General features: G+C 74.1%; 22 protein-coding genes. 9 read left to right on the top strand and 13 right to left on the bottom strand.

Annotation, left to right across the window (positions count from 1 at the left end; genetic code table 11):
- Window positions 1-149 precede the first annotated feature (149 nt).
- Entirely contained in the window at window positions 150-1,148 is a 999-nt protein-coding gene (locus ACWDBE_RS24610) for a CAP domain-containing protein (RefSeq protein ID WP_449790136.1), read from the bottom strand.
- Between the two features lie 116 nt (window positions 1,149-1,264).
- The gene (locus ACWDBE_RS24605) at window positions 1,265-1,744 is read right to left on the bottom strand and encodes an N-acetyltransferase family protein (RefSeq protein WP_449790135.1); all 480 of its coding nucleotides are present in this window, start codon (window positions 1,742-1,744) and stop codon (window positions 1,265-1,267) included.
- A gap of 251 nt (window positions 1,745-1,995) precedes the next feature.
- On the opposite strand from ACWDBE_RS24605, the gene ACWDBE_RS24600 reads away from it, so the two are divergent.
- The 5 genes from ACWDBE_RS24600 to ACWDBE_RS24580 all read left to right on the top strand — a co-directional run bounded on the left by ACWDBE_RS24600 (window position 1,996) and on the right by ACWDBE_RS24580 (window position 6,093).
- The gene (locus ACWDBE_RS24600) at window positions 1,996-3,528 is read left to right on the top strand and encodes an ATP-dependent DNA ligase (RefSeq protein WP_449809109.1); all 1,533 of its coding nucleotides are present in this window, start codon (window positions 1,996-1,998) and stop codon (window positions 3,526-3,528) included.
- Window positions 3,529-3,758: 230 nt separating this feature from the next.
- Complete coding sequence (locus tag ACWDBE_RS24595) at window positions 3,759-3,971, top strand: ferredoxin (protein WP_449790134.1); 213 nt, start codon at window positions 3,759-3,761, stop codon at window positions 3,969-3,971.
- Between the two features lie 109 nt (window positions 3,972-4,080).
- Window positions 4,081-5,295 carry a cytochrome P450 gene (locus ACWDBE_RS24590; RefSeq protein WP_449790133.1) on the top strand — a complete coding sequence of 405 codons (1,215 nt, stop codon included), beginning with the start codon at window positions 4,081-4,083 and terminating at the stop codon, window positions 5,293-5,295.
- Window positions 5,296-5,486: 191 nt separating this feature from the next.
- The gene (locus ACWDBE_RS24585; protein WP_449790132.1) at window positions 5,487-5,651 is read left to right on the top strand and encodes a hypothetical protein; all 165 of its coding nucleotides are present in this window, start codon (window positions 5,487-5,489) and stop codon (window positions 5,649-5,651) included.
- Window positions 5,652-5,754: 103 nt separating this feature from the next.
- A complete protein-coding gene (locus ACWDBE_RS24580) occupies window positions 5,755-6,093 on the top strand; it encodes a hypothetical protein (protein WP_449790131.1) in 339 nt (112 codons plus the stop codon).
- Window positions 6,094-6,141: 48 nt separating this feature from the next.
- On the opposite strand, the gene ACWDBE_RS24575 is transcribed toward ACWDBE_RS24580, so the two are convergent.
- The 4 genes from ACWDBE_RS24575 to ACWDBE_RS24560 all read right to left on the bottom strand — a co-directional run bounded on the left by ACWDBE_RS24575 (window position 6,142) and on the right by ACWDBE_RS24560 (window position 7,999).
- Complete coding sequence (locus tag ACWDBE_RS24575) at window positions 6,142-7,095, bottom strand: hypothetical protein (protein WP_449790130.1); 954 nt, start codon at window positions 7,093-7,095, stop codon at window positions 6,142-6,144.
- A 52-nt stretch (window positions 7,096-7,147) separates the two neighbouring features.
- Window positions 7,148-7,432: a DUF427 domain-containing protein gene (locus tag ACWDBE_RS24570; RefSeq protein WP_449790129.1), complete on the bottom strand. Its 285-nt coding sequence runs from the start codon at window positions 7,430-7,432 to the stop codon at window positions 7,148-7,150.
- A gap of 69 nt (window positions 7,433-7,501) precedes the next feature.
- The gene (locus tag ACWDBE_RS24565; RefSeq protein ID WP_392883556.1) at window positions 7,502-7,738 is read right to left on the bottom strand and encodes a DUF6296 family protein; all 237 of its coding nucleotides are present in this window, start codon (window positions 7,736-7,738) and stop codon (window positions 7,502-7,504) included.
- 15 nt (window positions 7,739-7,753) lie between these two features.
- Window positions 7,754-7,999 (bottom strand): DUF2277 domain-containing protein, encoded by a 246-nt coding sequence (locus ACWDBE_RS24560; RefSeq protein WP_449790128.1) that lies wholly within the window; start codon window positions 7,997-7,999, stop codon window positions 7,754-7,756.
- A gap of 177 nt (window positions 8,000-8,176) precedes the next feature.
- Here ACWDBE_RS24560 and ACWDBE_RS24555 point away from each other — a divergent pair, with 177 nt between their 5' ends.
- Window positions 8,177-9,370, top strand: coding sequence for an MFS transporter (locus tag ACWDBE_RS24555; protein ID WP_449790127.1), 1,194 nt, complete (start codon window positions 8,177-8,179; stop codon window positions 9,368-9,370).
- Window positions 9,371-9,393: 23 nt separating this feature from the next.
- Here the strand turns inward: ACWDBE_RS24555 and ACWDBE_RS24550 are convergent, their stop codons facing one another.
- The 3 genes from ACWDBE_RS24550 to ACWDBE_RS24540 form a co-directional block, all read right to left on the bottom strand.
- Complete coding sequence (locus ACWDBE_RS24550; protein WP_449809050.1) at window positions 9,394-9,912, bottom strand: gamma carbonic anhydrase family protein; 519 nt, start codon at window positions 9,910-9,912, stop codon at window positions 9,394-9,396.
- 59 nt (window positions 9,913-9,971) lie between these two features.
- Entirely contained in the window at window positions 9,972-11,318 is a 1,347-nt protein-coding gene (locus tag ACWDBE_RS24545; protein ID WP_449809049.1) for a serine hydrolase domain-containing protein, read from the bottom strand.
- A gap of 236 nt (window positions 11,319-11,554) precedes the next feature.
- Window positions 11,555-12,121: a DJ-1/PfpI family protein gene (locus ACWDBE_RS24540; RefSeq protein ID WP_449790124.1), complete on the bottom strand. Its 567-nt coding sequence runs from the start codon at window positions 12,119-12,121 to the stop codon at window positions 11,555-11,557.
- A gap of 257 nt (window positions 12,122-12,378) precedes the next feature.
- Between ACWDBE_RS24540 and ACWDBE_RS24535 the strand changes: the two genes are divergently transcribed.
- Both ACWDBE_RS24535 and ACWDBE_RS24530 read left to right on the top strand, forming a co-directional pair.
- The gene (locus ACWDBE_RS24535; RefSeq protein WP_449809048.1) at window positions 12,379-12,927 is read left to right on the top strand and encodes an RBBP9/YdeN family alpha/beta hydrolase; all 549 of its coding nucleotides are present in this window, start codon (window positions 12,379-12,381) and stop codon (window positions 12,925-12,927) included.
- A gap of 35 nt (window positions 12,928-12,962) precedes the next feature.
- Window positions 12,963-13,574 carry a hypothetical protein gene (locus ACWDBE_RS24530; protein ID WP_449809047.1) on the top strand — a complete coding sequence of 204 codons (612 nt, stop codon included), beginning with the start codon at window positions 12,963-12,965 and terminating at the stop codon, window positions 13,572-13,574.
- 145 nt (window positions 13,575-13,719) lie between these two features.
- Here the strand turns inward: ACWDBE_RS24530 and ACWDBE_RS24525 are convergent, their stop codons facing one another.
- The 3 genes from ACWDBE_RS24525 to map all read right to left on the bottom strand — a co-directional run bounded on the left by ACWDBE_RS24525 (window position 13,720) and on the right by map (window position 17,748).
- Window positions 13,720-16,029: a transglycosylase domain-containing protein gene (locus ACWDBE_RS24525; RefSeq protein ID WP_449790121.1), complete on the bottom strand. Its 2,310-nt coding sequence runs from the start codon at window positions 16,027-16,029 to the stop codon at window positions 13,720-13,722.
- 412 nt (window positions 16,030-16,441) lie between these two features.
- The gene (locus tag ACWDBE_RS24520; protein ID WP_449790120.1) at window positions 16,442-16,867 is read right to left on the bottom strand and encodes an acyl-CoA thioesterase; all 426 of its coding nucleotides are present in this window, start codon (window positions 16,865-16,867) and stop codon (window positions 16,442-16,444) included.
- Between the two features lie 113 nt (window positions 16,868-16,980).
- Complete coding sequence (gene map / locus ACWDBE_RS24515) at window positions 16,981-17,748, bottom strand: type I methionyl aminopeptidase (RefSeq protein WP_392883573.1); 768 nt, start codon at window positions 17,746-17,748, stop codon at window positions 16,981-16,983.
- A gap of 131 nt (window positions 17,749-17,879) precedes the next feature.
- Between map and ACWDBE_RS24510 the strand changes: the two genes are divergently transcribed.
- Complete coding sequence (locus ACWDBE_RS24510; RefSeq protein WP_449790119.1) at window positions 17,880-18,149, top strand: helix-turn-helix domain-containing protein; 270 nt, start codon at window positions 17,880-17,882, stop codon at window positions 18,147-18,149.
- Window positions 18,150-18,234: 85 nt separating this feature from the next.
- Here ACWDBE_RS24510 and ACWDBE_RS24505 read toward each other — a convergent pair whose 3' ends face one another.
- On the bottom strand, window positions 18,235-19,629 hold the full coding sequence (locus tag ACWDBE_RS24505; protein ID WP_449790118.1) for an ABC transporter substrate-binding protein: 1,395 nt from the start codon (window positions 19,627-19,629) through the stop codon (window positions 18,235-18,237).
- Between the last annotated feature and the right edge of the window lie 34 nt (window positions 19,630-19,663).

Here is a 19,663-nt window from a genome sequence, read left to right as displayed (position 1 = left end):
CCTCCTCGGAGACCCCTGGGGAGTGATCAGATAACAACAATGTGCACGGAATCGGAAAATCGGACCGACCGGACCAGGCGGACCGGGGGCGTACGGACCGAATCGTTCGGCCCGGTCCGATGGTCAGACCGGGCCGAACGAGAGCCGGTTCACGCCGGGGCGGCGAACACCTGGGTCCACCACGGACCGTTGGCACCGGTCCGCACCCCCACGCCGAGCTGCTTGAACGAGCAGTTGAGGATGTTGGCCCGGTGGCCGGGGCTGTTCATCCAGGACTCCATCACCGCGGCCGGATCCTTCTGGCCTCGGGCGATGTTCTCGCCCCAGGTGCTCCAGCTGTAGCCGGCCGCCTCGATCCGGTGGTCGGCGTGGTTGCCCTCGGGGCTGGCGTGGTCGAAGTAGCTGCGGTCGGCCATGTCGTCGCTGTGCGACTGGGCCGCGCTCGCCAGCCTGGGCTCGTTGCCGACCGGCCCGCAGCCGGCCTTGCCCCGCTCGACGTTGACCAGGTCCACGACCTGCTGGGCGTACGACGGGGACGCGCCCCCGCCCGCCGGCCGGGCCGCGGCGGCCCGGGCGGCGGCGGTCTGACCGGCGGCTGCGGTGCGGGTCGCGCTCGGGGTCGCCTTGACCGCGGCGGCCGAGGGAGTGGGGACGGCGCTCGGCGTGGCGGCGGCCGAAGCCGTCGGCGAGGCCGGAGCGGTCGCGGCCGTGGACGTGGCCGCGGCGCTCGGGGTGGCCGCCGGGTCGGCGGCGGTGGCGGTGGGGGTGGCGGGCGACGGGACGTCCGGGTTCGTCCCCCCGGTGCCGGGCACCTGGATGCCCTCACGGGTGCCCAGCTCCGCGGAGATCAGCGCGTCGGCGGTCAGCGACTGGCCCGCCAGGTCGCGGTCGGCCTGCTTGCCGCCGTACGCGGCGTAGCCTGCCCCGGCCAGGGCGGCGAACAGCCCGGTGCCGGCCACGGCGGCGACGACCGCCGTGACCGGCACGATCCCGCCGCGCCGCCGCGCCCGGCGTCCCCGGCCGGCGTGCCGCTCGGCAGCGCGCCGCGCCGCCCGGCCGCCGGAGCGGCCACGGGCAGCACTCCCGCTGTCGCTGCCCGCGCCTCCCCCGCTCGCCGGGAGGATGGTCGTCCTGTCGTCGCTGTTCACGATGGCCACGCTTTCTGTTCCGGGTCGACTGGTCGGGTGCCGACACTTGGGAGACCGCCCCGCGGGACGTCGATAACAGAAATTCCGAACGGATGTCCGGCGGCCGGGCCGCGGCCTCAGCCGGCCGGCTCCTCCGGAGCCATGTCGTAGGTGACGAACCTGGTCCGGGTGGCGACCTGGTCGTACTTGCCACGGGCCCGGTAATTGTCCTCGGAGGTGATCCAGCGGACGGTGACCCACCCGCGTTCCGCCGCGATTTCCCGCAGCCGGCCCAACAGCGCGTCCACCGCCCCGCCGCCCCGGACCTCCGGCGCCACGAACAGATCGTCCAGGAAGCACCCGACGGCCCCGTGCAGCGGCCGCGAGAACGGGCGGTAGTGCGCGAGCCCGACCGGCCGGCCCTCCCCGTCCCGCGCCAGCAGCCCGGTCAGCTCGTGCGCCGGATCCATCAGCCAGGACCAGACCAGCTCGGCCTTCTCCTCCGGGATCGGCACCCGGTAGAACTCGCAGTACCCACGGAAGAGCTCGCGCCAGGCGGCGTAGTCACCGGCCTCGGGCGCACCGACGCTCCAACGGGTCGTGGGGGTGTCGCTCATCTCGGTCTCCATCACTCAGGGGGTGGCGGGAGCTCCCAGCATGACGCCCCGCCGCCCGGCCGGTGATCACCGTCCCGGCCAAGACCGTGCCCCCCGCGCGCCACTGCGGAGCCTTGCGGCCGGGGGGCGGGAAAGGTCCGGGCCGGGAAGAGCCCGGGCCGAACCGGGGCGCCCGCCGGGGCCGTCGTGCGGGGGTGGGAGTGTGGGCGGATGCTGAAGGACGTGGAGGTGGTGCCGGCGTGACGGGATTGATGCGGTTGGCTTCGGTGTCGCGGGAGGTGGCGGCGGAGCCGGGGCGGCGGACGAAGACGGGGTTGCTGGCCGCCTATCTGCGGGAGTCGGGGCCGCTGGAGGGGGCGGTGGCGGTGGCACTGCTGTCCGGGGAGTCGCAGCGGCTGCGGACCGGGATCGGTCCGGCGGCGCTGCGGGGGCTGCCGGAGCCGGCCCTGGAGGCCTCGCTCGAGGTGCCGGAGGTGGAGCGGGAGCTGGAACGGATCGCCGGGGTGCACGGCGCGGGGGCGCAGGCGGAGCGGCGACGGCTGCTGCACGGCTTGTTCGCACGCGCGACCGCCGTGGAGCAGGGGTTCCTGCGGGCGGTGCTGGTCGGGGACCTGCGGCAGGGGGCGCTGGACGCGGTGGTCGGGGACGCCGTGGCACAGGCCGCCGGGGTGCCGGCGGCGGCGGTGCGGCGGGCGTTGATGTTCCGGGGGTCGGCCCGCGCGGTGGCGCAGGCGGCGCTGACCGGTGGGGAGGCGGCGCTGGCGGCCTTCCGGCTGGAGGTGGGGCGGGCGGTGCGGCCGATGCTCGCCGCCTCCGCGCCGGACGTGGCCACGGCGCTGGAGCGCACCGGTCCGGCCGCGGTGGAGTGGAAGCTGGACGGCGTCCGGGTGCAGGTGCACCGGGAGGGCGGGGAGGTCGCGGTGTTCACCCGCGGCCTGGAGGACGTCACCGCCCGCGTCCCCGAGGTGGTCGAGGCCGCGCTGGCCCTGCCGGTGCGCTCGGCCGTGCTGGACGGCGAGGCGATCACGCTCGGTCCGGACGGTCGGCCGCGCCCGTTCCAGGAGACCGCCGCTCGCGTCGCCTCCCGGCAGGACCCGGCCCGGTTGCGCGCCGGGGCTCCGCTCGACGCCTACTTCTTCGACCTGCTGCACCGGGACGGCGAGGACCTGGTGGACCGTCCCGGGCGGGAGCGCTGGGCGGCACTGGCCGGGGCGGTGCCGGACGTCCTGCGGCCGGCCCGGGTCGAGACCGGGGACCGCGAACGGGCGCTGGCCTTCTTCCGCGAGACGCTGGCGCTCGGCCACGAGGGCGTGCTGGTGAAGGACCCGGCGGCCCCGTACGCGGCCGGGCGGCGCGGCGCGGGCTGGATCAAGGTGAAGCCCCGGCACACCCTGGACCTGGTGGTGCTGGCCGCCGAGTGGGGCAGCGGGCGGCGCCACGGCTTCCTCAGCAACCTGCACCTGGGCGCCCGGGCGGCGGGCGAACCGGGGCTGGGCCCGTGGGTGATGCTCGGCAAGACCTTCAAGGGCCTGACCGACGAGATGCTCGCCTGGCAGACCGCCGAGCTGCTGGCCCGGGAGACCGGGCGGGACGCGTGGACGGTGCGGGTCCGGCCGGAACTGGTCGTCGAGATCGCCTTCGACGGGGTGCAGCGCAGCCCCCGCTATCCGGCCGGCCTCGCCCTGCGGTTCGCCCGGGTGGTGCGCTACCGGCCGGACAAGGCCGCCGCCGAGGCCGACACCGTCGCGACCGTACGGGAGATCGCCGCCGCGGAGGGACTGTGAACCCCCGGAAGTGCCGGCCGGAGCCCGGGCTGTGGCACCAACTCTTGTCAGGGGAACGTCAGTTCAAACCTGCCTCGCCGTCCGACGGCTCCGGCGTGAACCTAATCGGCCATTCTCGACGATCCCGCCGCCGCACCCGCCGTGGACGGATCAACGGCGGTTAGGTTGGCAATGACAACGAGAGGCGGCCGCCGGGCAGCCGGCGGCGCACTGGCGAGAGGTGCCCGACCATGCGGGTGAGTGTCGACCGGGACCGCTGCTGCAGCTCCGGAATGTGCGTCCTGAACGTTCCCGAGGTCTTCGACCAGGACGAAGACGACAGCCTGGTGAGGCTCCGTCAGACCTCCTTCCGGCCGGACCAGTTCGATGACCTCAGACTGGCCTCCCAGCTCTGCCCGGGCGGCGCGATCACCGTGGTCGAGGACGAGCCGGCGCAGACCTAGGCGATCCTCGGCCGGAAGCGGGCAACCGCCCCCGGCCGCAACGTGACCGACCCGTCCTCAGCGACCAAGTCCCCACCGGAGAACCATCGCGACGCAAGGAGACCCCGCCTTGACGAGCTCGTCCACCGCCCCCGCCATCTCCCTCCCGGCCAAGCACTCGGCCGGCTGCCCGTTCGGCCCGCCGCCCGCGTACGTCGAGGCCGCCGCCACCGCCCGGCTGACCCGGGCCACCATGCCCGGGGGCGAGCCCTGTTGGCTCGCCACCGGCTACACCGAGGTCCGCGCCATCCTGTCCGACCGCCGGTTCAGCTCGGACATCCGCCACCCGTCCTTCCCGCTGCTGGTCGCCGGCAGCCGGGAGCGGATCACCGAACACCCGAGCTTCCTGAACCTCGACGACCCCGAGCACGCCCGGCTGCGCCGCATGGTCACCGGGGACTTCCTGGTCAAGCGGATCCAGGCGATGCGCCCTGACATCCAGCGGATCACGGACGAGGCGCTGGACACGATGACCGGCGGCCGCACCGAGGCCGACCTGGTCGCCGACTTCGCGCTGCCCATCCCGTCGCTGGTGATCTGCCTGCTGCTCGGCGTCCCGTACGAGGACCACGAGTTCTTCCAGCGCGTCAGCCGGGCGCTGCTCACCCAGAGCAGCTCGCCGCAGCAGCTCCTGGACGCCCGGGACGAGATGCTGGAGTACCTGACGGAGCTGACGGCCCGCAAGCGGGCGCAGCCGCAGGACGACATCCTCAGCCGGCTCGCCGTCCGGGACGACCTCACCACGCGCCAGATCGCCACCACCGGCTTCCTGCTGCTGGTCGGCGGGCACGAGACGACCGCGAACATGATCTCGCTCTCCACCGCCCTGCTGCTGGAGCAGCCGGAGCAGATCGACAGGCTGGCCGACCCGGCCGCACTGCCCGGAGCGGTGGAGGAGCTGCTGCGCCACCTCACGATCATCCACACCGGGGTGGCCCGGGTGGCGTTGGAGGACGTGGAGCTGGGCGGCACGACGATCAGGGCCGGTGAGGGCGTGATGGCGATGCTCTCCACCGCCAACCGGGACGAGGAACTGTTCGGCGGCACCGACCGGCGGCCGGTGGAGGAGCTGGACCTGGACCGGGACGCCCGGCGCCACCTGGCCTTCGGCTTCGGCGTGCACCAGTGCCTCGGCCAGCCGCTGGCCCGCGCCGAGCTGCAGATCGCGCTGGCCACGCTGTTCCGGCGACTGCCCGGACTGCGGCTGGCCGTCCCGCGCGAGGAGCTGTCGTTCCGCACCGACTCGTTCATCTACGGCATGCACTCGCTGCCCGTCGCATGGTGACGGCCCGGTGACTGCCTGCTGACGGCCGGGCGAGGTCCGCGAGGTTCCGCAGACGTCCGCGGGGGCCGGCCGGGCACCCGGCTGGCCCCGGCGCCGGGGCGGAGGCAGGCTGGAAGGGCGAAGAGACACCACTGGCCCCACCCCGCGCGCGACCCCGCGTGCCGGGACCGGCCGAGGAGACGGAGCCCGCGATGACCGACATGAGCGACCGGTCCACGGTGAGCACCGAGGAAGACGAGGACGTCCGCGCCGCGGACCCCGAGGAGGGCATCCCCTCGATGCAGAACCTGCACGCGCAGGACACCTCCCAGGCGGAGGGCGCCCCCATGCTGGACGGACCCGGCCAGTCCGGCTGACCGTCCGCCGTGCCGACTCGACCGCCCGGTGGGACCGGGCGGTCGCCGCGACCGCGGGTGTCGCCGCTCCGGCGGCGAGCCACCCGCGGGGGAGGAGAGGCGCATGACCGAACACGACCAAGGCAACCGCCAGGCCCGACCGCCCGCGGACCCGCGCACGTCGTGGGCGACCTGGACCACTCAATCGATCATCAGCGGCCCTGGTGGGGTGACCACCACCGAGGTCGGTCCGATCTCCGGCGACCTCACCGTGCACACCACCTGGGTCGACGGCGAGGCGAGGCTGACCGTCCAGTACACCGGCGCGCTGGACTGGTACACCGTCGTCGGGAGCCCGGTGCCGGCGGCCGACGAGACCACCGCACGCGCGATCCACCAGGCGATGGTGAACGGCGTCAAGGCCGGCCGGGGCGCGGGCGCACCGGCTCCGCCGAAGGCCTAGGAACCTCCGGGAGGGAGCAGCGGCGCGCCGTGCCGCTGCTCCCCCGCCCTACGGGGCCGTCCCGTCCGCCTCCACGCTCCCGTCCGCCTCCACCGCCCCGCCGCGCGCCACCGTCTCGCCCTTCAGGGCGGGCGCGGCCACGGTCCAGTAGCTACGGTCCGACGGGCGGCGCCCGCGCAGGTCCCTGCGCACCTCGTCGGCCAGCCGGCGGGTGTCGCGGCGGTTCATGGTGGCGCCGATGCCGGCGCCGACCAGCAGCGGGATCACCGCCGGCAGGTGCCGCAGCGAGCTGCGGGTCAACCGGCGGCGGACCTTCTGGCGCACCTCCGAGCCGATCGCCAGCGCGGCGAAGCCGGCGGGCCGCACCAGCAGGCTCGCGTCGATCCCGCGGCGGTTCGCCCAGGCACCGAGGTAGGCGCCGGCCCGCTGGGTGGCGGTGCCCTGCGCCGGGGTGCCGTAGACCTCGTGCAGCTCGGCGATCAGCTTGATCTCCACGGCCGCCACCGCGAGCGTCTCGGCCGCGATCTCCACCGGCATCGCGGGTGGCACCGGCAGCATCGCCGCCGCGCCGACGCCCGCGCCGAGCGTGCCGGAGGCCCGGACGGCGCCGGTGACCAGCAGGTCGGCCAGCTGCTCAGGGAAGGCCGCCCCCGGGTGCTGCGCCCGCAGGGTGGCGAGGTCGCGCACCGGGATCCGCGGCGCGGTGTGCACCAGCTGCTCGGTCAGCGCCCTGCCCCCGTACGCGGCGCCCTTGGCCGCTCCCCGGGCGGCGGCCCGGCCACCGCGACCCAGCAGCCGGACGGTCTGCAGCACCAGCGCCCGGCCGCGGCCGCGCTGCTTCGCCGTGTACTCGGCGACCGGGCCCTCGCCGACGGGCTGCTCGGACTCCTCGACCAGTTCGGCGAGGTGCTCGGTCAGTTCGGCCTCGGCCCGGTCGGGCCCGGCGGGCGGCCGGGGGCGGCCCGGCCTGGGGAAGCGGACCGGTCTGCGGAAGACTGCCATGGGAATCCGGTACCCCTTTCGCGGCGGCGACGGCACGGCCGGCCCGGGCCGGCTACTCGACGATCTCCACCCCTTTCCAGAAGGCCACCCGGTCGCGCACGTGCTCGGCCTCGGGCTTCGGATCGGCGTAGAACCAGGCGGCGTCCGGGTTGGTCCGCCCGTCCACCTCCAGGGTGTAGTAGCCGGCGGTGCCCTTCCAGCCGCACACCGTGGTGGTGTCCGAGGGGCGCAGGTACTCGGTGCGCACCGCCGCGGCCGGGAAGTAGTGGTTGCCCTCGACGACGACGGTGTCGTCACTCTCGGCGATGACGACGCCCTGCCAACTCGCTGTGGTCATACCGTGATTGTGCCTGACGGGCGGGCGTCGCGCCCAGGGTTCCCCGCACCCCCCGGGCGGCCGGGGCGGTCAGGACAGCGGGTGGGCGTGCACCGGCACGTGCGGGCTCTGGTGGCCGCCGCTGGCGAGCATCCGGACCTCGCCCGCGTCGCTGATCTCGGCCCGGACGATCCCGCTCTCGTCCTCGTACACCGGGTGACCGCCCGGGCCTGTCGCGTCGGTGCGGGCGACCACCACGACGTCCTGCGGGGCCTGGGTCCCCGGGGTGCCGGGGAAGGTGAGTGCGTAGCGCTCGGCGGGGTTCATCACGGCTGCTCCTGCCTACCCGGCGGCCTCGGCCGGCACGGCGGCCCGAATGTGCGGGCCTCGGACCTCCAGTTCCGCCAGCAGCCGGGCGGTGGCCTCGGCGACCGCCTCCACGGCCCGGTCGAAGGCCTCCCGGTTGTGCGCCGCAGGGGCGCGGAACCCGGAGACCTTGCGGACGTACTGGAGAGCCGCCGCGTGGAAGTCCGCCTCGTCGGCGTCGGGCGTGACGGGGGGTCGCAGGGTCTTGATGTTGCGGCACATGCTCCCAGTCTCGCGCGCGGGGGCCGCGGCGGCGACCCCCTTTCGTCACACGCACCTCACGGCGCCGTCATCCGGCCTGATTAGGATGCCGGACGAACGAATTCATCCCACCTCCGCCCCTCCCTCGTCCCGCCGCGCGCTCTCCCGGTCCGTCGGCATCACCCCGGAGTCACTCCCTTGCCTCTCGCGCTGCTCGCGCTGGCCGTCACCGCGTTCGCCATCGGAACCACCGAATTCGCCGCCATGGGGCTGCTCCCCCAGGTCGCCGACAGCCTCCACGTCTCCATCCCGCAGGCGGGCTGGCTGATCTCGGCGTACGCGCTGGGGGTGGTGGTCGGTGCGCCGCTGCTGACCGCGCTCGCCGCCGGGCGGCCGCGCAAGGCGGTGCTGGTGGCGCTGGCCGGGCTGTTCGCGACCGGCAACCTGCTCTGCGCGGTGGCCCCGGACTTCTGGACACTGGCCGCCGCCCGGCTGGTCACCGGGCTGCCGCACGGCGCGTTCTTCGGCGCCGGCGCGGTGGCGGCGGCCGAACTGGTCGCACCGGACCGGCGGGCCCGGGCGGTGGCCGTGATGTTCTCCGGGCTGACCGTCGCCAACATCGTCGGCGTCCCGGCCGCGACCCTGCTCGGCCAGCACCTGGGCTGGCGGGCGACCATGCTGGTGGTCGTGCTGATCGCGGCGGCCGGTACGCTCGCCATCGCCCGGCTGGTGCCCGCGCTGCCCTCCCCCGGCCAGTCCGGGCTCCGGCACGAGCTGCGGGCCTTCCGCAGCGGGCAGCTCTGGCTGGCGCTGGCCACCGTGGTGTTCGGCTGCGGCGGCTTCTTCGCCTGCTACAGCTACATCACGCCGCTGCTCACCGAGGTCTCCGGGTACGCCGCCGGCTCGGTCACGCTGGTGCTGGCACTGTTCGGGGTCGGCATGACGATCGGCAACGTACTGGGCGGGTTCGCCGCCGACCGGGCGCTGCGCCCGACCGTCTGCGCGGCCTTCGTGCTGCTCTCGGCCACCCTGGCGCTGTTCGCGGTGACCGCGCACGCCCGCTGGTCGGCGGCCGTCACGGTGGTGCTGATCGGGCTGTTCGGCTTCGCGATCGTGCCGGCCGTGCAGACCCTGGTGCTGCAGAAGGCGCGCAGCGCGCCGACCCTGGCCTCGGCGACGGTGCAGGGCGCCTTCAACCTGGCCAACGCCCAGGGCGCGTACTTCGGCGGGCTCGCCTTGGACGCCGGGCTCGGCTGGACCGCGCCGACGCTGGTCGGCGCGGTCCTGGCCGCCTCGGGAACGCTGGTCGCGGTGCTCGCCTGGGCGGTCGACCGGCGCCGGCCGGCGCCCGTTCCGACGGAACCGGCGGCGGCCGCGATGACCACGGTCTAGAGATGACCACGGTCTAGATCGGTCTAGATCTCCCGGTGGGCCTCGGCGAGGAGCCGGTAGGCGGCGCCGTTGTCCCTGATGCCCGACTTCTCGTCCTCGGTCAGCTCGCGGCGGACCTTGGCCGGGACGCCGGCGACCAGCGAGCCGGGCGGGACGACCATGCCCTGCGGCACCACCGCGCCGGCCGCGACCAGCGAGCCGGTGCCGATCCGGGCGCCGTTGAGCACGGTGGCGCTCATGCCCACCAGCACGTCGTCCTCGACCGTGCAGCCGTGCAGCACGGCGTTGTGGCCGACCGAGATCCGCTCGCCGACCACCAGCGGGAAGCCGGGGTCGGCGTGCAGGGTGCAGTTGTCCTGGATGTTGCTGCCAGCGCCGACGGTGATCGACTCGGCGTCGCCGCGCAGCACCGCGCCGTACCAGACGCTCGCGCCGGCGGCGACGGTCACGTCCCCGACCACGACGGCGTTCGGGGCCACGAAGGCGCCCGGGTCGACGGCGGGCTCCCTGCCCCCGACTGCGGCGATCAGCGGCTCTGCCATGGCGCGTCCTCCTGGTGACGGTGTGGGCCGTTGGGTCGCCGGTCAGCGTAGGGGGTCGGTCACGGTGCCATGCGGGCGAGGTCGGGTACGGCGGCGGTGGGCCGGGCGCCGCAGAGGGCGGTCGTGGTCACCCTGTGCCAGGCCGCGTTGGCGGCGTCCGGGTCCGGGATGTCGTAGACGGTGGTGTTCGCGGCGAACGCGCGCCGTCCGTCCGGGGAGGCGAGCATCATCGTGCTGTAGCCGGGGATGCCGCCGGCGTGGCCCCAGAAGGGGCCGCAGGGGGTGTCCAGGCGCTGGAGCCCGAGGCCGTACGTCCGGCCCTCCCCGTGGGCGGTGGTCTCCTTCATCGCGGCGAGTTCGGCCGGCCGCAGCAGGCGGCCGCCGAGCAGGGCGTCGAGGAAGGCGGTCAGGTCGGCGGTGGTGGAGATGCCGCCGCCGGCGGAGCCGGCCATGGAGGGGTTGAGCACGGTGACGTCGACCGGGCCGGTGGCCGCCTTGACGTAGCCGTGGGCGTGCGGGCCCGGGATGAACGGGAGGTCGCCGGGCATCCAGGTGTCGACGAGGCCGAGCGGGCGGATGATCCGGCGGGTGACCTCGTCGTTCCAGCTGTGGCCGGTGAGCTTCTCGATGATCATCCCGACCAGGATGTAGTTGGTGTTGGAGTACTGCCAGTCCTGGCCGGGGGCGAAGGCCGGCGGGTACCTGTTGGCGAGGTCCACCAGGTCCCGCAGCCGGTAGGACGTGTAGCGGCGGTCGCTCAGCCAGTCCGGGTCGTCGAACCGGAAGGCCGGGTCCTGGGTGTAGTCGGCGACGCCGCTGGTGTGGTCGAGCAGTTGCCGCACGGTGATCGCGGTGCTGTTCGGGACGACGCCCGGCAGCAGGCACTCCAGGCGGTCGTCGAGGTCCAGCCGGTGCTCGCCGACGAGTTGGAGCAGGGTGGTGGCGACGAAGGTCTTGGTGGCGCTGCCGATCCGGAACGCGCCCTCGGGGTCGGCGGGCTCGCCGGTGGCGAGTTCGGCGACGCCGGTGGCGTTCCGCCAGACCAGCCGGCCCCGTTCGCGGACGGCGGCGAGGGCGGAGGTCGAGTAGCCGGGGTCGGTCATCCCGGCGAGGGCGGCGTCGGCGGCCGTCCAGTCGCCCCGGCGCTCGGCGGCGGCGCGCTCGGCGGTGATGCCCCCGGTGGGGGTGCCCTCGGTGGGGGTGCCCTCGGTGGGGGTGCCCTCCGCGCCGGGGACGGCGAGGTGCACGGCGCCGTGGCAGCCGGGGGTCGGCAGGAAGTCGACGGGTCCGGCGACGGCGGCCGGGGCGAGGACGGTGAGCAGGCCGACGCCCACGGCGGCAGCGAGGGCGGCGCGCAGGGCCTTCCGGCGGCGACCTGGGGCGGGGGCGGTCGGGTCGGCGGTCATGCCGTCCTCCCTGGTCCGGGGTCGGAGGAGTGGTCAACTCCGAATGGTGGGTGCTTACTTGACACCATGCTGGGCCGACCGGGAGCGGGTCGTCCACCTGGGGACGGGCTCCGACCCCGAGGAACCCCGGAGCCGGACCCCGACGCATCTCGGGGTCCGGCTCCGGCGGTGCGGCTCCGGATCCGGCGGTCCGGCTCCGGTGAGCGGCGGTGCGGGTCAGGCGCCGGTGGTACGGGTCAGCCGAGCGGCGCCTTGGTGCGCAGGACCTCGATGAAGGCGCGCAGCCACGCCGGGTGGTCGGGCCAGGCGCGGGCCGAGACGACCACGCCGTCCACCACCGCCTCGCCGTCCACGAACTCGGCGCCCGACGCCTTCACGTCCGGGGCCAGCGCCGGGTAGGCCGAGGTGCGGCGGCCGTCCAGCAGGCCGGCGGCGGCGGTGATCAGCGGGCCGTGGCAGATCTGGGCGACGGGCTTGTCCTCGTCGAAGAAGTGCCGGGCGATCCGCTGCACCTCCGGGTCGTTGCGCAGGTACTCGGGGGCGCGGCCGCCGGGGATGACCAGGGCCACGTAGTCGGCCGGCTCGACGTCGGCGAAGGCCAGGTCGGCGGGCCAGGTGTAACCGGGCTTCTCGGTGTAGGTGTCGAACCCCTCGACGAAGTCGTGCACCACGAACTGGAGGCGCTTCTTCGTCGGGGCCGCGATGTCGACCTGGTAGCCCTCCTCGCGCAGCCGCTGGTAGGGGTAGAACACCTCCAGTGACTCGGCGGCGTCCCCGGTGATGAGCAGGATCTTCGATGTCATCGCCGACATCCCTCCACGTGGTCGAGCCTCAGGTCGGGTACGGGCGCCGGGCCGTGGCGGCCGGCCCGGGCCCGGTCCAACCTCCCGTACCGGCGGCACCGTTGGCAACGGGGCGCACCGGGCGTACGACGGCGCAGAACGGAGGTGCGCGCGCCTGTCGCCGGGGGTGCGCGCCGGGTCGGCCGCCCGGATGCGGGGGCCTGACGCCCGCGGCCTAGACTCCTGCTGCCCACGACCGTCCTTCTCCGGAGGAGCCCATGCCGGACCGCACCACCCACCTCGTCCTTCCCGGCTACCAGAATTCCGGCCCCGAGCACTGGCAGACCCGCTGGGAGGCGGCCGAGCCGGAGTCCTTCCGCCGGGTCGAGCAGGCGGACTGGGACCACCCGGAGCGGACGGACTGGGTGGCCCGGGTGGACGCGGCGGTGGCCGCGGCCGCCGCCGAGGGCCCGGTGGTGCTGGTCGCCCACAGCCTGGGCTGCGTCACGGCGGCCCACTGGGCGGCCACCGCCTCCGCCGAGCGGACCGCCGCCGTCCGGGGCGCGCTGCTGGTCGCCCCGGCGGACGTCGACACCGCCGAGGTCCCGGAGCTGGTGAACTTCCGCCCGGTGGCGCTGGAGCGGTTCCCGTTCCCGACCATCGTGGTCGCCTCCACCGACGACCCGTGGGTCTCCGCGGAGCGGGCCCGCGCGTTCGCGGCCGCCTGGGGAGCCCGCTACGTCGAGCCGGGCGCGTACGGGCACCTCAACTCCGAATCCGGGCTGGGCGACTGGCCTCAGGGCCGCGAGCTGCTCGCCGAGCTGTGACCGCCGCGACGGCGGACGGGGGAAACGGGGGAACGGTGGACCGACGGACGACGGACCGACGGACGTCCCGGGCCAGGCGCGGGCTGGTCCGGATGCTGGTGCTCGGCGGGCTGGCCGCCGTGCTGCTCTACACCGAGGGGCAGTGGGAGAGCCGGTCGGGCGGGCGGATGGCGGTGGCCGACCTGCTCAACCGGCCGGGGCTGCTGCTCGGCGGGGCGCTGGCGGCGCTGATCGCCGCCGCCTGGCTGAGCGACCTGCGCACCGCCGTGCGGACGGCCACCCGGGCGGTCACGGTGACCGCCGGGGTGGTGTTCCTGCTCGGCGTATTGGCCGTGCACAAGGTGTCGGCGGCCGAGACCCGCAGCCGGGAGGACGCCCCGGCCGGGGCCGAGAACGCCCTGGTGGTGGTGCACCGCTCGTACGCCGCCGGGCCGGAGGCTGACGAGCACTGGCAGGTGCTGCTGGAGAGCGGTGAGGGCTGGTCGGCCCGGCGCTGGTCGCTGGCGGACGTCGGCCGGGGCCGGGGCGACGCCCGGCTGGTGGAGGCCCGCTGGACCGGGCGCTCGCAGATCACCGTGGTGACGGACTCCTACCGGCGGGTGTTCAACCTCGACCAGGACAGCGGCGAGCCCGTCGAGGCGCGATAGCCGGCGATCGAGGCGTCGGAGGCCGGCGGGTGGGGCGCGGTAGCCGGCGATCGAGACGCGGCAGGCCGACGGGCCCGCCCTCTCGACCGGCGCGGATCGGGCCGCGGCCCCGCGCGAGCACCCGTAGTCGCGCGGGGCCGGCGGTTCACTGGTCCTCGGGGTCGGTGGCGCCGGGCGGGACGGGCGACCCGGTACGGCCGGGGGCCGGGTTGACGCCGCGCGGCCGGCCGCCGTTCGTCGGGCTCCCGGTGGCGGGGGCGCCGGTGCAGGTGACCGAGCCCGGCGAGCCGCTGGAGGTGGTGCAGTTGGGGTCCCGTCGCACCGGGTCGGGGATGTAGACGGTGGTGAAGTCCTTCTCCGGCATGTTCCGCACCGCGTCGCTCATCGCCTTCTGCCAGATCGGCCCGGGGCCGGTGGCGCCGAAGACCTCCGCCTGGTAGGTGCCGCCGATCCGGATGTTGCGCATGGGCACCTTGGTACCCGGGCTGCCCAGCCAGACCGAGCCGGCCAGGTTGCCCGTGTAGCCGGTGAACCAGGCCGACTTCTTCTCGTCCGTGGTCCCGGTCTTGCCGGCGATCTGGCGGCGGTCGTCCAGGCCGAGGTCCCGTGCGGTGCCGCCCTTCTCCGTCACCCCGAGCAGCACGCTGTTGATCACGTCCGCGGTGTCCTCGGACATCGCCGGGGTGCACCGGGCCGGGGGCACCGGGACGTCGGTGCCGCCCACCGTGGTGATCCGGTTGATCGCCAGCGGCGCGCAGTAGGTGCCCCGGGCGGCGAAGGTCGCGTACACGTTCGCCATGGTCAGCGGGGTGACCTCCTCGGTGCCGAGGCCGAGCCCGGGCACCTCCGACAGCGGCGAGCCGTCGGCCTTTCCGGCCACGCCCAGCTTGTTGGCCATCTGCTTGACCGCGCAGAGGCCGATCTCCTGCTCCATCTGCACGAAGTAGGTGTTCACGGAGAGCGCCATGGCCTGCTTGAGCTCGTACGGGCCCACCTCGGAGGCGCTCTCGTTGGGGATGGTCCCCTCCTTCTTGCCCTTGCTGAGGTTCTTCCAGGTGCCGTCGCAGGTCCGCATCGTCGGCCAGTCCATCCGGTTGGGCGAGTCGTACCGCTGGGTGGGCGGCAGACCGGCCTCCAGGGCGGCGGCGGCCACGATCGGCTTGAAGTTGGAGCCGGGCTGGAAGCCGATGCCGCCGCCCATCGCCGCGTCGACGTTGTAGTTGACGACGGTCTCGTTCTTCTCCTTGGCCAGGCCGTACGGGCGGGTCTGGGCCATCGCCAGGATCTTGCCGCTGCCGGGCTCGACCATCGTCATCGCGGCCGAGACCGGGTCGGTGACGTACACCTTGGTGGAGACGGCCTTCTGGGCGGCGGCCTGCTTCTCCGGGTCCAGGGTGGTGTAGATGTTCAGGCCGCCGGTGTCCCAGAGCCGCTTGCGCTCGGCCGCGCTCTTGCCGAAGGCCGGGTCCTGCTTGACGACGTGGCGGACGTAGTCGCAGAAGAAGCCCATGCCGGCCTGCGCGGTGATGCAGCCGTTGCGCGGGTCCTGGTAGTTGAGGCCGAGCGGGGCCGCCTTCGCCTCCCTGGCCTGGTCGGCGGTGATGTGCTTGTTCTCCACCATCTTGTCGATCACGGTGTCGCGGCGCTTCTGGGCGGCCACCGGGTGCAGCTTCGGGTCGTACTGGGACGGGTTCTGCACCAGCCCGGCGAGCATGGCCGCCTCGGGCAGGTCGAGGTCCTTGGCGTCCTTGCCGAAGTAGCGCTGGGAGGCGGCCTGGATGCCGTACGCCTGGTGGCCGTAGAAGGTGATGTTGAGGTAGTTGGTGAGGATCTGCTCCTTGGTCAGGTCCTCCTCCAGCTTGATGGCGTACCGGAGTTCCTGGATCTTGCGGCCGAGGGTCTTGCGCTGCGCCTCGCGCACGGCGTCCGCGTCGTCGCCGGCCTTCTCCACGTTGACGTTCTTCACGTACTGCTGGGTGAGCGTGGAGGCGCCCTGGACGGCGGCTCCGCTCTCCGCGTTCTTGGTGATCGCGCGCAGGACGCCCTTGAGGTCGACGGCGCCGTGCTCGTAGAAGCGGGCGTCCTCGATGTCCACCTGCGCCGTGCGGATCAGCGGGGACATCTGGTCGGCGGATATGACGGTGCGGTCGCGCTCGTAGACCTTGGCGATCAGGCCGCCGCCGGCGTCGAAGATCTGCGTGGCCTGGCTCAGCGGCGGGGTCTTGAAGTCGTCGGGGATGCTCTCGAAGCCCTCGGCGCCGTTCTTCGCGCCGAGTCCGACCGCCCCGGCCGCCGGGAGGATCAGGCCCGCCACCAGGATGCCGCCCAGCACGCTGGCGCCGAGGAAGGTGGCCGCGTGGCCCAGGATGCCGAGCGGGGTCTCGCGGCGCCTCGGGCGGGGCACCCAGGTGTCGCCCGGGTCCGAGGCGGCGGGTATGCGGCTCTTCGGTGACATAGATCGAACACTACGGCCGTGAACAGGCGCTGGGGGACGGGTGTTGGCGAAGGATTGTCACAAAATCGCGACGGATTCGACTCATTCCCGAGCGTCGAACGGGCACGCGCGCCGGTGCAAGGGCCGTTCGTCCACGGCCCGTTGCCCCCCTCGTGCCGCTCCCCGCTCCCCTACCGGTCGCTCAGCTTGCCCGGCAGAGGACGTCCCCGGCCGGGCGGCGGCCGGTGGTCAGGCAGTCCGTCACCACCCCGTCGGCACAGGCGTTGTCCAAGAGCCCGCCTCGGCAGGGAGCTTGGGCCCATCCGGGCAGCGGGCCGGCCGGGGGTGGGGAAAGCGCCCGGGAACGGGTGGAGACCGCTACAGGGGCGGTCTCCGGCCGCGGAGGATGATGGGGGCGGAACCGGGTGTCGGGTCAGAGGCCGAGCAGGCCCGGGTCGGCGGCCAGGGCGCGCAGCGGCTCGCGCGGGTCGGCGACCAGCCTGCGCTCCTTCAGGTCGAGGATGCCGCCGACGCCGGTGATCTCGGCGGCCAGCACGCCGTCCTCGCGGACCAGCCGCTGCACCACCTGGAAGGTCTTGCCGTCCCGCCAGGTGAACGAGCAGCCGACCTCCACCGAGTCGCCCGCGCGCAGCTCCCGCAGGTATTTGACCGTGGTCTCGAGGACCACCGGGCCGACGCCCTCGGCCACCAGGTCCGTCTGGCGGATCCCGGCCGCCCGGAGGTACTCCCAGCGGGCGTGCTCGGCGTACTGGAGGTAGACCGCCTGGTTGAGGTGACCCTGCGAGTCGGTCTCGTAGCCGCGGACGGTGATGCGTGTGCTGAAGGCCTGATCACTCATGCCCCGCACGGTACTCCGGGCCACCGGGGCACCACCGCGTGTCCTCCGTCACCCCGGCCGGACGGCCTCCGGGGCCACCCGGACAGGGTGGTCGACGGCGGTGCCCGGTCGGATCAGGGCAGGGTGAGGACGCGCGGGCCGTCCTCGGTGACGGCGACGGTGTGCTCGATGTGGGCGGCCCGGCGGCCGTCGACGGTGCGCAGGGTCCAGCCGTCCGGATCGGTGCGGTGGTCGTCGCGGCCGCCGGCCAGCAGCATCGGCTCGATCGCCAGCACCAGACCGGGGCGCAACGGGTAACCCCGGCCCGGGCGGCCTTCGTTGGGCACGTGCGGGTCCTCGTGCATCCGGCGGCCGATGCCGTGGCCGCCGTAGCCGTCCAGCAGGCCGTACCGGCCGGCGCGGGCGACGGTGCCGATGGCGTGGGCGATGTCCCCGGTCCGGTTGCCGACCACGGCGGCGGCGATGCCCGCCTCCAGGGCGCGCCGGGTGGTCTCGATCAGGGCGGTGTCCTCGGGGCGGGCGGTTCCGACGGTGAAGCTGACCGCCGAGTCCCCGGCCCAGCCGTCCAGGACGGCGCCGCAGTCGATGCTCACCAGGTCGCCGTCGCGCAGCCGGTAGCCGTCCGGGATGCCGTGCACCACGGCGTCGTTCACCGAGGCGCAGATGACGGCCGGGAACGGGACGGGCGCGAAGGCGGGGCGGTAGCCGAGGAACGGCGAGGAGGCTCCGGCAGCCTTGAGCACCCCGCGCGCCACCTCGTCCAGCTCCAGCAGGCTCACGCCGACCGCGGCCTGCTCCCGGACGGCCGCCAGCGCGTCCGCCACCACCCGTCCGGCCTCGCGCATCGCGGCCAGCCCGGCGTCCGACTTGAGTTCGACCATGGCGCATCCCTCCTGGATCCAATTCTTATACCGGTATTTGTATCACGGCCGATGGGTGGGACGGCACCGCCTGACGGTGCCGCAGGACCGTCCCGGGAAGGATCCGGGAGACAGGCCCTAGACTCGTCGGCATGGTGAGGACTCCGCTGACCCCGTGGGAGCGCGAGCGCGGCGAGCGCTTCGGGGCGCTGCTGCGCGAGGCGCGCGGCGAGCGCAGCATGGTCGAGGTGGCGGCGGTGGCGGGCGTCTCGGCGGAGACGCTGCGGAAGATCGAGACGGGCCGGGCACCGACACCGTCCTTCTTCACCATCGCCGCGCTGGCCTTCGCGCTCGACCTCTCGCTGGACGAACTGGCGGCCGCCTGCGCGCCCCCGGAGGACGGCGAGGCGCTCTCCGCCTGAACGGCGGCGGCCCGCCCCGCGCGCGGTGCGCGGGGCGGGCCGTCGTCGTGGCGGCGCCCGGTGGCGGCGCTGAGCCGTGGCGGGTTCAGCCGACCGAGCTGTTGTAGCTCTCGATCGCCGGCTGCAGCTCCTTCGCGGCGTCGGCCAGAGCCTGCTGGGCCGGCTTGGTGCCCGCGATGGTCTGCTCGATCGCGGTCTCCACGCCCTTACGGGCCTGCGGCATCACGCCGAGCAGGCAGCCGGCCGTGGCCGGGGTCGGCTTGGTGGCCTTCAGCTGGTCGATCGCGGTCTGGAACTGCGGGTACTTGGCCACCCACTCCTTGTCCTTGGGGTCGTCCAGGGACTTGGTGTTGACCGGGAAGTAGCCGGTGCCGGTGTGCCAGACGGCCTGCTGCTCGGGGGCGGAGACGAACTTCTCGAACTCCCAGGCGGCGCGCTTCTCGGCGTCCGAGTGGCCGGGGCCGCTGATCCACAGCGAGGCGCCGCCGATCACCGGGCCGCCCTGGTCGGCGGCGGTGACCTTCGGGAAGGCCGCGGTGCCTACGCCGAACTTCGCGGCCTCGGTGTAGCCGCGCAGCACGCCGGTGGACTCCAGGTGCATCGCGACCGTGCCGGCCTTGAACGCGGCCTGGGCGTCGTCGGTGGTGCGGCCGGTGTTGGCGGCGTAGCCGCCCTTGACCAGGTCGGCCCACCACTGGACGATCCGGGCGCCCTGGGCGGAGTCGAAGACGACCTTGCCGGCCTTGTTGCCGCGGCCGTTGTCGTTGTCGCAGTACATGGCGCCGGACTCGGCGAGCAGCTGCTCGACGAACCAGCCGTAGATGGCGGCGCCGAAGCCGTACCGGACGGTCTTGCCGTCGGCGTCCTTCTTGGTGAGCTTCTTGGCCAGCTCGCCCAGCCCGTCGAGGTCCTTGGGAGCCTGGGCCGGGTCGAGGCCGGCCTCCTTGAAGGCGTCGGTGTTCAGGTAGAGCAGCGGCATCGAGGAGTTGAACGGCATCGACTGGAGCTTGCCGCCGACCGAGTAGTAGTTGCGGATGTTGGCGTCCAGGTCGTCCAGCGCGTAGCCGTCCTTGTCGGCGAAGGCCTGGGCCGGGACGGTCTGCCTGGAGTCGATCATGAACCGGGTGCCGATGTCGTAGACCTGCGCCAGGGCGGGGGTGCCCTTCTGCTGCACCGCGGCCTTGTACTTGGTGACCAGCTCGTCGTACTTGCCCTGGAACTCCGCCTTGACCTCGATCTTGCCCTGGTGGGCGGCGTTGAACTGGCTGACCAGGCCGTTCAGCACGTCGGCGTTCTTGCCGGTCATCGAGTGCCAGAACTCGACGGTGGTGACACCGGAGGCCTGGTCGAGGGCCTGGGCGCCGGGCGCGCCGGCGTCGGAGGAGCCGCCGGCGCCGGAACCGGAGCCGCCGGAGCTGCAGGCGGTCAGGGACAGGCCGGCCACCAGCAGGGCCGCGAGCGCGCGCGCACTCTTCTTCACGAGGGTTCTCTCTCTATCCGGGGAAGCGGGTCGT

The sequence above is a fragment of the Kitasatospora sp. NPDC001132 genome (genome assembly GCF_053598415.1).
The sequence above is the reverse complement of the archived record's forward strand: the minus strand, read 5'-3'. Positions and strand labels throughout refer to the sequence as shown.